The 11,652-nt window shown below is 66.8% G+C and carries 12 protein-coding genes and 1 pseudogene; 9 read left to right on the plus strand and 4 right to left on the minus strand.

The window, feature by feature from the left end; all coding sequences use genetic code 11:
- Window positions 1-423 (plus strand): transposase (locus BCD48_RS17670; RefSeq protein ID WP_198543288.1); only part of this gene is annotated, 423 nt, incomplete at its 5' end.
- A 21-nt stretch (window positions 424-444) separates the two neighbouring features.
- On the opposite strand, the gene BCD48_RS51345 is transcribed toward BCD48_RS17670, so the two are convergent.
- Window positions 445-588, minus strand: coding sequence for a transposase (locus BCD48_RS51345; RefSeq protein ID WP_157910518.1), 144 nt, complete (start codon window positions 586-588; stop codon window positions 445-447).
- 108 nt (window positions 589-696) lie between these two features.
- Between BCD48_RS51345 and BCD48_RS50700 the strand changes: the two genes are divergently transcribed.
- Window positions 697-891, plus strand: a complete 195-nt coding sequence (locus BCD48_RS50700; RefSeq protein WP_131804027.1) for a hypothetical protein — start codon at window positions 697-699, stop codon at window positions 889-891.
- A complete protein-coding gene (locus tag BCD48_RS17675; RefSeq protein ID WP_071049512.1) occupies window positions 866-3,064 on the plus strand; it encodes a recombinase family protein in 2,199 nt (732 codons plus the stop codon). The genes BCD48_RS50700 and BCD48_RS17675 overlap by 26 nt, the downstream gene beginning before the upstream one ends.
- Here BCD48_RS17675 and BCD48_RS53775 read toward each other — a convergent pair.
- Window positions 3,043-3,863, minus strand: a pseudogene (locus BCD48_RS53775) (IS5 family transposase); the annotation flags it as partial. The gene BCD48_RS17675 and the pseudogene BCD48_RS53775 sit on opposite strands and share 22 nt — an antisense overlap.
- 357 nt (window positions 3,864-4,220) lie before the next feature.
- Complete coding sequence (locus BCD48_RS17685; RefSeq protein WP_071049515.1) at window positions 4,221-4,859, minus strand: TetR/AcrR family transcriptional regulator; 639 nt, start codon at window positions 4,857-4,859, stop codon at window positions 4,221-4,223.
- A 290-nt stretch (window positions 4,860-5,149) separates the two neighbouring features.
- Here BCD48_RS17685 and BCD48_RS17690 point away from each other — a divergent pair, with 290 nt between their 5' ends.
- The 6 genes from BCD48_RS17690 (at window position 5,150) to BCD48_RS17710 (ending at window position 11,055) form a co-directional block, all read left to right on the plus strand.
- Window positions 5,150-5,416 (plus strand): hypothetical protein, encoded by a 267-nt coding sequence (locus BCD48_RS17690; protein ID WP_071049516.1) that lies wholly within the window; start codon window positions 5,150-5,152, stop codon window positions 5,414-5,416.
- A gap of 434 nt (window positions 5,417-5,850) precedes the next feature.
- Window positions 5,851-6,054 carry an alcohol dehydrogenase catalytic domain-containing protein gene (locus BCD48_RS46580; RefSeq protein ID WP_083418801.1) on the plus strand — a complete coding sequence of 68 codons (204 nt, stop codon included), beginning with the start codon at window positions 5,851-5,853 and terminating at the stop codon, window positions 6,052-6,054.
- On the plus strand, window positions 6,038-6,901 hold the full coding sequence (locus BCD48_RS17695) for a MaoC/PaaZ C-terminal domain-containing protein (protein WP_071049517.1): 864 nt from the start codon (window positions 6,038-6,040) through the stop codon (window positions 6,899-6,901). Before BCD48_RS46580 ends, BCD48_RS17695 begins: the two co-directional genes overlap by 17 nt.
- A gap of 268 nt (window positions 6,902-7,169) precedes the next feature.
- Complete coding sequence (locus BCD48_RS17700; RefSeq protein ID WP_083418802.1) at window positions 7,170-9,473, plus strand: CoA transferase; 2,304 nt, start codon at window positions 7,170-7,172, stop codon at window positions 9,471-9,473.
- A gap of 35 nt (window positions 9,474-9,508) precedes the next feature.
- Complete coding sequence (locus BCD48_RS17705) at window positions 9,509-9,916, plus strand: Zn-ribbon domain-containing OB-fold protein (protein WP_071049522.1); 408 nt, start codon at window positions 9,509-9,511, stop codon at window positions 9,914-9,916.
- The gene (locus tag BCD48_RS17710; RefSeq protein ID WP_071049524.1) at window positions 9,913-11,055 is read left to right on the plus strand and encodes a thiolase C-terminal domain-containing protein; all 1,143 of its coding nucleotides are present in this window, start codon (window positions 9,913-9,915) and stop codon (window positions 11,053-11,055) included. The genes BCD48_RS17705 and BCD48_RS17710 overlap by 4 nt, the downstream gene beginning before the upstream one ends.
- A 126-nt stretch (window positions 11,056-11,181) precedes the next feature.
- On the opposite strand, the gene BCD48_RS17715 is transcribed toward BCD48_RS17710, so the two are convergent.
- Window positions 11,182-11,592: a hypothetical protein gene (locus BCD48_RS17715; protein WP_131804028.1), complete on the minus strand. Its 411-nt coding sequence runs from the start codon at window positions 11,590-11,592 to the stop codon at window positions 11,182-11,184.
- Window positions 11,593-11,652 lie beyond the last annotated feature (60 nt).

Genomic DNA, 11,652 nt, shown 5'->3' on the forward strand with positions numbered 1-11,652 from the left:
GTCTTCGGCGAGTGCCGGCCCAGTAAGGACGGCGAGAACTTCCTGGCCTTCCTGCGCAAGGCGGTCGCACCGCACGCGGGCAAGGAGATCCACATCGTCGTGGACAACCTCTCCACGCACACCACGCCCGACGTCGAGAAGTGGCTGGCGAAGAACCCCCACATCCACTTCCACTTCACCCCCAAAGGCTCGTCCTGGATCAACCAGGTCGAGACCTGGTTCGGTATCATCACGCGCCAGTCGATCCGGCGTGGCACGTTCAGCTCCGTAAAAGTCCTTATCAAGCAGATCCAGGACTACATCGCCTACTGGAACGCCGACGCGGAGCCGTTCGTCTGGACCGCGACCGCCGACGAGATCCTCGCCAAGGTCAAACTGGTCCAGACCAACATCAAGAAGTTGGTCGACAACAATGGTAAATAAAGGAAACGGAATCACGAGACACTAGGCCATTTCTCGTGGATCATTGAGCCAGGTGAAGATCGCGGCGATCGTGATCTCGTTGCGGAAGTAGTGGGCGCGCTTGGTGTAGCGGGTCGCCAGGGCGCGCCACTGTTTGAGCCGGTTGAAGAACCGTTCAAGGAGCAAGCCGCACTGCGCACATAGGTGAGTCGGGGGCGGGGAACGCCTTCGTGGTTGGGGTTGATGGCCTGTTGGCGCTGGTCGCGGCGGTTCGGCGGCTGCGGGAGGGGCGGGGTGACGGGGAGCACGGGGGTGATCGTGGCGCTGGTGGACGCGGCTGTGCCGTCGTGGGAGGCGTTCCCGGAGGTGAACCGGGAGGCGGTGCGGCGTCTGCTGGGTCTGCTGGGTCTGCTGGTGGAGCGGATGACGGCGCTGCCGGCACCGGAGAGCGGACGGTGTGGCGATGAGCGGGCCGAGCGTCGCGGCTGAGGCGCGGGAGCGTGCGGGTGGCAAGGTCCAGCCGTGGCATCGTGATCGTCTGGTTGCGGTGTATGTGCGTCAGTCGACCGCCGAGCAGGTTGCTGATCATCAGGAGTCGACCCGGTTGCAGTACGGGTTGGTCGAGCGGGCGGTCGGGTTGGGGTGGGCGCGGTCGCGGGTGCTGGTGATCGATGAGGATCTCGGGTGTTCGGCCTCGGGTGCGCAGGCCCGGCCGGGGTTCGCCCGGTTGGTCTTCGAGGTCGGGCTGGATCACGTGGGGATCGTGGTGGGCCTGGAGATGTCCCGGCTGGCCCGGTCCGGCCGGGAGTGGCATCAGCTTCTGGAGCTGTGTGCCCTGTCGGGAACCCTGCTGGCCGACCTGGACGGGGTCTATGACCCGGCCGAGCACAACGACCGGTTGCTGCTGGGGCTCAAGGGCACGATCAGCGAGGCCGAGCTGTATCTGATCAAGCAGCGGATGTGGTCCGGGCGGTTGGCCAAGGCCCGGCGCGGCGAGTTGGCGGTGCCGTTGCCGATCGGGTTCGTGCGCCGGGAGTCGGGCGAGGTGGTCCGGGACCCGGACGAGCAGGTCCAGGCGGTGGTCCGGCTGGTCTTCGACCTGTTCGAGCGGTTCGGGACGGTGAACGCGGTGCTGTGTTTCCTGGCCGACAACGGCATCCAGGTCGGGATACGGCAGCGGGCGGGGCCCGGGCGTGGGCAGGTGGACTGGCGGCGGCCCAGCCGGGCGGCGGTGCACAACATGCTGCGCAACCCGGCCTACGCGGGCATCTACGTCTACGGCCGCAGCAGGCTGGACCCAAGACGGCGGCAGGCGGGTAGACCGTTCACCGGGCGGGTGCGCACCGAGCGGGCAGAGTGGACCGTCTGCCTGCCAGGGGTGCTGCCGTCCTATATCAGCGTCGAGCAGTACGAGCGGAACATGCAGCGGATGCAGGCCAACCAGTCCCAGGCGGCGAGTCCGGGCGCGGTGCGCGACGGCCCGGCCCTGCTGGCCGGGCTGGTGGTCTGCGCCCGCTGCGGGGCGAGGATGACGGTGCGCTACCAGCGCGGGCCCGGGGGACGGCTGCACCCGTCCTACGTGTGCGCCCGGGACAAGAACTACGGCACCGGGCAGTGTCAGCAACTGGCCGGGGACTGCGCGGACGCGCACGTGACCGGCCTGCTTCTGGCCGCGCTGAGGCCGGCCGCGTTGGAAGTCTCCCTCACCGCGGCCGACCAGGTCGAACAGCGCCGGGCACAGGTGGACCGGATCTGGCGGCAGCGGCTGGAACGCGCCGACTACCAGGCAGACCGGGCCCGGCGCCAGTACCAGCTGGCCGAACCGGAAAACCGCCTCGTCGTGCGCCAGCTGGAAGCCGACTGGGAAGCCGCACTCGCCGAACGAGAACGCCTCGGCGAACAGTACGACCGGTTCGCCACTACCCGCCCGCGCACCCTGACCGCCGCCGAACGCGACCAGATCCGCGCGCTGGCCGCCGACGTCCCCGGTATCTGGCACGCGCCCAGCACCACCGACGCCGACCGCAAGCAGCTGCTCCGGCAGCTGATCGAACAGGTCCGCGTCGCCGTGGTCGACACCACCGAGAAGGTCCAGGTCGAGGTCGTCTGGGCGGGCGGGCACCACACCCGCAGCCAGATCGTCCGCCCGGTCGCCTGCCTGACCCAGCTCAGCTACTACCCCCAGCTCGCCGCCCGGGCCCGCGAACTGGTCGAGACGGGGCACACCACCGGGCAGATCGCCGAACGCCTCAACACCGAGGGCCTTCGCCCACCCAAACGCAGCGCGGTCTTCACGCCCGACGCGGTCAACGACCTGCTGCGGGCCCTGGGCATCCAGCGGATCCGCACCCCAGCCCGCCACGCCCGCCCCAAGCTGGACGACCACGAATGGTGGCTGCGGGACCTGGCCGAATACCTCGGCATGTCCGCGATCACCCTCGACGCCTGGGTCCGCCGCGGCTGGGCCAGCGGATACCTCCACCCCCAGGCCCGGCTGACCGTCGTGCGCGCCGACCCCGACGAGGTCGAACGCCTCCGCACCCTGCACCAGGTCCCCCGAGGCCAGCACAACCGCCGCCCCTGGCTGACCAATCAGGCAGCCCGCATCGACAACATCAACAAGGAAGGAACCGGCGACGATGTCGAACAGCCATGGCTATGACAGCACCGGGGCTTGCTCCTCTCGACGACGTTGCGGTGCTTGTACCGCTCCCGGTCGAACGCGGGTGGCCGTCCGCCCGCGGACCCGCGCCGTTTGCGGTTGGCCTTCTGGTCGTCGCGTTCGGGGATCGTGTGGCCGATGTTGCGTCGACGCAGCTCCTCGCGGATCGCCTTCGAGCTGTATCCCTTGTCCGCGAGCACATGATCGGGCCGGGTCCGTGGCCGGCCCGGACACTCGCGCCGCGCCCGGATACTGTCCATGACCTGCACGAACCGGGTCGAGTCGTTGACCTGTCCGGCGGTGAGCACCACCGACAGAGGGCGGCCCTTCCCGTCCACCGCGGCGTGGATCTTGCTCGTCAGTCCGCCTCTCGACCGGCCGAGGGCCTCCGTTTCCTGGGCGGTCTCCCGGGTGTGTCCGTTGATCGGACCGTCCCCTTTTGATCCTTCGGGACAGCGTGCGGGGCACCGGCGGCGTGCTGGTGGGCACGCACGATCGACGAGTCGATCGACACCTCCCACACGACCGCGCCGACCGAGTCGTTCTTGACCACGACGTGTTCCAGGATCCGGTCCCAGGTGCCATCCAGCGACCAGCGACGGAACCGGTTGTAGACCGTCTGCCACGGCCCATACCGCTCCGGCAGGTCCGGCCAGGGCACACCCGTACGTTCCCGGAACAGGATCCCGTTGAGGATCTTGCGATGGTCCGACCAGCGCCCGCCCCGAGGCGGGTTCTTCGGCAACAGCGGCGCGATCCGCGCCCACGCGACGTCGGTGATCTCATGCCGACCAACCATGGATCACGAAGACTATCCAGCAACCTTGATCCACGAGAAACGGCCTAGCGCGTTGACCGCCGCCGGGTTCCCTGGTCCGCCTGTTCGGGGCAGGAACAGCTCCTACTCCGGTGGGCAGGGCGACGCGGCGTCGGTGGCCGGTTGACAAACTGCGACACGGCCTGCACGTTCCCTTCGGGGGACGATTGGCCATCGGCCTGAGCCGCCCGTCCAGCAGGCCGGCCACATCGGCAACGAACCCCGATAACTCACCCCGGAGTCGTTCCGACTCCCTGCCGCCTCCACCAGGATGGTTAGCATGGCATGGGGGTGATCAAAAACTAGCATGAGCCTGCGGCACCGCCCCGCGCATCAATCCTACCGGTCTTCCAGCTGGAGGATTAGGTCCAGGAAGTAGTCCGCGATCTTCGTCGCCGTGAGCTCGTCGTCGACCTCCACCATCTGCAATGCGGCAGCGTGCACGAGACTGGTGACAGCAACGGCACTCGAATTGGGCAGAGGCGGTTTGCGAATCGTCAGGCCCCGAGCACCATGCATGAACCTTGATTCTGCCTCCCGCCGCGCGCTCGCAAAACCGGGCGGCCCGTCGTTGCCCAGCACGATCCGGGAGATCCTTCGCATCCTCCAGCCATCCATGAGATGCGCCTTGGCGCCTGCCACGTAAAGGGCAGCCGACCGGGTCTCGCCGGCGGCGCGTGCCTGCTCGGTCGCCTCCCTCGATGCGGCGGCATGCCTCATCAGTATTTGGTCCGCCAGGGCCATGAACACCTCGGCCTTGCCGCCGAACCGATGGTAGATGCTCCCGACGCTCACTCCGGACAGCTTGACGATGTCGTTGATGCTGGTGCCTTCATAACCCTGCTCGCTGAATAGAACCCCGGCCGCGTCGAGGATCGCGCGTTCGGTATCGGCCGACTTAGGCCGCCGCCGGGCCCTCTTCGCCCGGAGGACGCTCACCTCCCGGGGAAGCTCGAGGCTCAGATCGGGCTCAGACATCTTGGCGAACTCCCACGGTAGGCCCCCTCGAACTCCGCACGGCCTCTGACTGTTCCAGAAGCGCGTTTTAGAGCGTATCAGGCGCGGCGTCGGGGCGCCGGGAATGTCAAAGGACGCCTGAAAAGCTTGCGAGGTTGGGTGTCGTGGCTGCCTCGAAGGTTGTGCTGCGGGTGATCGCATTGCTTGTCCGATCCGCCGTGATCGCCACGCTTACGTTCGATCTCCGGTGGACGGTGTGGTGCAGGTAGTGGCCGCGACCGGAGCTGCTGGCCGGGAAGACGCGGCGGGCGTTGGACTCGGCCGCGCTCGAGTACGCCGTCGTCGCCCAGGACGCGGTGACCCAGCTGCTCGGAGCGATCCGCCGGGTTGGCCGGACGGTGTCCGGCGCGGAGGCGCTGATCAGCAAGCGTTGTTACGGTCATGCCTTCAGCCCGCCGGGTGAGCCGCCGGTCGCCCAGAACATCGCCCCGGTCCGGGTGATCTCCACTGTTGATCCGGGGGCCAGTCATGTCCGCAAGTCCCGCGCGGCCAAGTCGTCGGTTGTAAGGCCCATTTGATCGCAGTACCGACGATGCGATCATCGCCGGCTGCGGGCTCACTGGGTGTGGGTCATGGACGGCGCCGGTATGTTCGGCGCCGTCCTGCTCGGCTCCCGACGATATCACCGCGCCCGTCGAGGTGCCTGCGGCACCGGCGACCTGCTCGCTACGGCCGTCGGTGCCGATCAGTCAACCCCCACAACCAAAGCGCCGAGGGTGGAGCGCAGACTCTTGCGCTAGAGCATGATTCTAGTATCGTGCACTAGTCGGCAGCAGCGACGATCGGAGGAGGCGGTCGTGTCGAGTCCTTGCAGCAGACCAAGAGACTCGCAGCCACGGTCATCAGCGCGGCCAGGACTTCTAGTCGAGCGAGTGCAGCTCGGCGAGCGGGCTGACAATGACGGGTTGGTCAAGATCACCGGCACCGAGGTTGGCCATGCCGACTCGGCGCTGTGTGGCGCCGCCGGAGCCGCACTCACCCCGCCGTATTCGGGCACGAAGGAGCCGGCATCGTCGAGGCGATGGGCAGCGCCGTCACCGGCGCCGAGGTCAGCGACCACGTCGCCATCACCTACAACAGCGGGATGAGCGCGGACGGAGACAGGAGGGAATCGGCGATATGGGACAAGGTGATTCTTCGTGAAAATCAATGCTGATCTGGTCGGCGTGAAACTTGGGCCGTTGCCCGGAAGTTGGGACAGCCGTGACTGTGCCCTCTATGCCCTGGGCATCGGCGCCGGCCAGGAAGATCCGCTGCGGGAGTTGGAGTTTACGACTTACTCCCTCGGTGGGCGCCAGCAGGTTGTCTACCCCACGTTCGGAGTACTCGCAGGCGGCCGCGTAGGGGTTGGGAGCCTGCTCGAGGTCCTCGGGGATGCGGTCGACCCCGGGACGATGCTGCACGGTGAGCAGAAATATGAACAGCTGAGGCCGTTCCCGACCGAGGCGACCGTCGTGATCACCGCCGAGATCACGGCGGTGTGGGACAAGGGCAATGCCACCGTCATCGAGACCGTGTCCGAGATCGCCGACGTGGACGGCGGAGAACCGTATTGCCGGTCGACACAAGCTATGTTCTTTCGTGGCATCGGCGGCTGGGGCGGCGAGCGCGGTCCGTCGAGCAGACCGAAAAACATCGACGGGGCGCCGGATCGCGTGCTGCGGGTGGCGACTCGGCCCGACCAGGCGTTGTTCTACCGGCTCTCCGGCGACAACAACCCGCTTCACTTCGACCCGGAATTCGCCGCGCGGGCCGGTTTCGACCGGCCCATCCTGCACGGTCTTTGTACCTACGGAGTGGTCGGCCGCAAGCTCTTGGCCGAGTACGCCGGTTCGGACCCGCAGCGGTTCGTCTCGTTGAGCGGGAGGTTCAGCCGACCGGCGTTCCCCGGTGACACGTTGCGCATCGATGCCTGGCAGGGCGGAGAGGAGGTGAGCTTCGTCGTAAGGCGGGACAACGGTGAGGTGCTCCTGAGCAATGGTGAGTTCGTTCTCCACGAATAGGCATTTCGAAGCACGAAGCTCGATGAGCGGACGCCGGGGACAATTGGCCCGGGCCACCGCGCCACCAACCAATCCAACAAATCACGGCCCTCTAGTCGACCGGACGATCTTGCAGTGGGCTTGGCCGCCCTCAGCCTTTTGCTGCAACGAGAACCCGTCGTCGTCAGGCTGTTGACAGTAGAGCAGCGTTCTAGTACGGTTCTATCAATGTTGACCGAAGTGCCGATCTGTGAGGAGAAGGAATGTCGACTTACGTCCGGTCCCAGCGATGACCGCCCTGGCCGGGATCAGGGTGCTCGACCTGACATCAAGCAGAGCGGGTTCGTTTGCGGTCAGCCTGCTCGCCGATTTCGGGGCTGACACCGTCAAGACGATTCCGAGGGACCCGCGGTTAAGTCGTCGCTCTCTGTCTTCGGATTGGCTGGTCCTTAACCGGGGGAAGCGGCTAGCGCTCGTCGATCCGGTATCGGCGAGCGACCGCGCGAGCGTGTTGGGTCTGGCGAAAGGCAGCGATGTCATCGCTGCTGATGATCGCCAAGCGCTGACCAGGGCTGGCCTCGATGAGGCGACCGAAACCGAGGAACGGATTGTCGTTCTGACTCCGCCGTATGCCAATAGTGGTGCGCCCTGGTTCGGTGGGGGAGAGTCTCCGGAGTTGCTTCACGCGATCAGTGGCCTGGCCAGTTATCAGGCCTCGTTCTCCGGTGCGCCGGTCGACGCCGTCTATCCGTATCTCACCTACGTGCAAGGGGCCTGGGCTGCCACGTGCACCGTTTCCGCCCTCATTGCGCGTCAGCGCTGGGGTTCGGGGCAAACTGTGGTCGTCGACGGTCTGCACGCGGCTAACGTTTTCGGTGGTGGTGCCTATGCCCGTCCGGTCGGTGAGCCGGACCCGAACCGCGCGGTCGGTCCAGGCGGGCTGAACCCGATGTATACGCGCTATCAGGGATCGGACGGCCGCTGGTTCTACATCGGAGGCCTCGGCCCGAAATTCGGTGCGCTGGTGATCAAGCTGACCGGGGCCGATCATCTCCTCGAAGATTCCCGTGTCGGGGGCGAGCTTGAACGTCTGTGGCATATGGACAACAGCCAGTGGGTGATCGACTATTTCGAAAGGCTCTATGCGACGAGGCCGGCGGACCACTGGATCGACCTGTTCGAGTCCGCCGGAGTGCCGGTGACTCCCTTGTTCGAGCGGGCCGAGTGGTTCGGCGGTGAACAGGTCGTTGTCAGTGGTCAGCGGGTCGAGGTGATCGACCCCGTGTTGGGGCCGGTGGTGATGCCGGGAGCGCCGGTGACCTCGGAACTCACGCCGGCGCGGGTGGCTCCGGCGTCGGCGGCCATACCGGTCGGTGAGCTTCGGTGGCTGGGCCCGTCGACGGTCTCGCGTGGGTCTGGCAAGGTCTCTCCTCCGATGTCGGGGGGTCCGCTGGCCGGTATTCGGATGGCTTCGTTCGGTTCGTATGTCGCGGGCCCGTACGCTGCGTGCCTGCTCGCCGAACTGGGCATCGACGTGATCAAGGTCGAGCCGCTGCAAGGCGATCCATGGCGGCTGCAGGGATTCAGTGGCAACCGCGGGACGAGAAGCCTGTCGGTCGACTTGCGGCGGCCTGAGGGAGTCGACGCGGTTCGCGCAGTGTTGGGTGGTTGCGACGTGGTTCTCAACAACTTCCGGCTGGGGGTGATGGACCGGCTCGGGATCGGTCACGACCAGCTGGCCGCCTTGAACCCCGAGGTGCTGACGGTGGCGGTCACCGCCTACGGGGAGAAGGGGCCGCTTGCCGGTAAGCCCGGTTACGACACGGTGCTGCAGGCGGCCTCCGGGATGATGCTGGCGCAGGGCGGAGATGACGTTCCCGTCACCTACTCGCTGCCACCCAACGATTACACGGCGGCGGTACTCGGCGCTTTCGCCACCGTCGTCGCGCTGCTGCACCGCGACCGCACCGGGCAGGCCCAGCACGTGTCGACCTCGCTGGCCGCTGCCGCGACGGTCCTGCAGGGCCCTGACCTGGCCGACTATCCGGAACGATCACCCGGACGCTTCGGTGGCCGCGACTTTCCCGGCCCCACCGCGACCGACCGCATCTACCGCGTCACCGACGGATTCGTGCGGATCCAGACCGACGAGGTCGACAGTGCGGCCTGGCGGGATGCGGGGCTCGACGTGACAGCCGCCGAATTGGCGGCTGACGCGGCGACGGAGATTTCCCGTGTTCTGTTGCCATTGACCGTCGCGGAGGCGTTGCGCAGGTTGACCGCGGCCCACGTGGCAGCGGTACCGGCGCGACGGTTCTCGGAGGTCATCCACGATCCGCTGCTGCACGAGCAAGGTGTGCTGGGCTGGGAGACAGTTCGAAGCGGTGCCCGCTTCGCGGCCGTCAGCAGGCTGGCGTCCTTCAGCGGTACCCCGCAGACAAACCAGCTGAAGGCGCCGGGGCTCGGCGAGCACAGTCATGAGCTGCTCGCTGCCGCCGGTTACGAGAAGGCGCACATCGACGAGCTGGTCGCCGAGGGAACAGTGCGGACAGGCGGGCCGCTCGACGTCGTGTTCCTGCCCCCATATCGCTAGCTCGAATATCGCCAACTGAGAACGAGTGAGGTCTGATGTCGAAACCACTACCCCGGCCGACCCCGGAGACACAGCGTTTCTGGGATGGCGCCGCGGCCGGTGAGCTGTGGATCCAGCGTTGTGTCACCACGGGCAGGTACTTCTTCTACCCACGCGACTACTCGCCGTTCGTCACCGGCGGCGCGGTGGAATGGGTGAAGGCATCAGGGAACGCGACGCTCTATTCGTACAACATCGTCCACCGTCCGGCGCCGGGATTCGAGGACCGTGCTCCTTATGCGCTCGCGGTGGTCGAACTGGAGGAGGGGCCCAGGATGATGACCAACATCGTCGGCATCGAGAACACACCGGAGAACCTGATCCTCGACATGGCGCTGCGGGTCACCTTCGAACAGCGCGACGGCATGGCGCTGCCCGTCTTCGAGCCGGCGGTGGCCGCATGAAGCCGGGTGAAGTCGCGATCGTCGGCGCAGCCGAGAGCGATCGCCTCGGGGTCATCCCGGACATGTCGGACCTCCAGCTCAACATCGACGCCTCGATCCGAGCCCTCAAAGACGCCGGGTTGACCGCCGGGGACATCGACGGGGTCGCCAGCACCGGGGCGTACCCCGGCGAGATCGCGCACACCCTCGGTATCCGACCCCGGTGGGTCGACACCACCAGCGTCGGTGGCTGTTCGTATTTCCTGCATCTACGCCATGCCGCCGCGGCGATCGTGTCGGGTATGGCCACCACGGTACTGATCTCGCACGGCCAGTCCGGCAGGTCCGGGGTCGGGAGCTCGCCGTTCAGTTTCTCCGCGAGCGGGCCACTGGGCCAGTTCGAGGCGCCCTACGGCGTTGCCGGCTTCGCCACGATGTTCACGGTTCCCGTGCTCCGCTTCATGAAGGAAAAGGGCATCAGCCACGAGCAACTGGCTTCCGTGGCGGTCGCCCAGCGTAAGTGGGCCGCGTTGAATCCCCGGGCGTTCAAACGCGAACCGATCACAGTCGACGACGTGCTCGAGTCGAAGATGATCGCCTATCCGTTCCACATCCTCGAGTGCTGCCTGGTCACCGACGGCGGCGGCGCGATTGTCGTGACCTCCACGGAGCGCGCGGCGGACTTGGGCGCTCGGCCGGTGTACATCCTCGGTTCCGGGGAGAGCTCAGAGCATACGATCGTTTCGCAGATGAGCGACTTCACCAGTTCCCGCGCGTTCCGCGACGCCGGCGCGATGGCGTTCGCCGAAGCGGGTCTGACCCCGTCTGACATCGACCACCTCATGGTGTACGACGCGTTCGCGCACGTGCCGCTCTACGGTCTGGAGGATCTGGGATTCGTCGGGCCTGGCGAGTCCGGGGCATTCGTGGCCGAGGGGCACACGTCGCCAGGCGGGCGCCTGCCGATGAACACCAACGGCGGCGGCCTGTCCTACACCCACACCGGTATGTACGGCATGTTCGCGTTGCAGGAGTCGATCCGCCAGGTGCGCGGCGAGGCTGCCGCGCAGGTGCCCGGGGTGGAGGTCGGGTTCGTCCACGGGGTCGGGGGCATGTTCTCGAACGCCGGGTCGTTCATCTTCGCCAACAGGCGGCCCTAGCCGTCGCAGTGCGCGCCATGAGGACGCCGGCTCCAACGAGGACGGAAATACGCCAGCCGTGCGGCGGCGCTTGGGCGTTAGCACGGCACGAACGGGAGACGGTGCGTGGGGACGGTCCCCTGCGCATCACTCCTCGCTGTTAGCCAGGCGGAGGATGAGGCCGGTGAAATAGTCCGCGATCTTCGTGGCGGTACCTCGGCCGTCAGCCTCGACGATCTGCAGCGCCCCGGCATGCACGAGTGCGGTGACAGCACAGGCAGTCAAATTGGGCAGCGGCGGGTTACCGAACGTCAGCCCCCTAGCGCCATGCATGAACTTCACGCCGGCCTCCCGGTACACGTTCGCATAGCCGGGCGGCCCGTCATCGCCTAGCATTACCCGCGATATCTCGCGCGTCTTCCAGATATCCATGAGATAAGCCTTGGCGCCCGCCGCGTATAGGGCGGCCGGACGGGTCTCGCCAGCGGCACGGGCCCGCTCGGTCGCCTTCTTCGATGCGTTGGCATTCCGGTTGAGTGCCTCGCTCGCCAGAACCATGAACACCTCGGCGTCAGCGCGCGATTCGACGCGAAGTCGCCGCGGGAGTCAATTTGATAG

It is taken from the genome of Pseudofrankia coriaricola, from assembly GCF_001854805.1.
GTDB lineage: Bacteria > Actinomycetota > Actinomycetes > Frankiales > Frankiaceae > Pseudofrankia.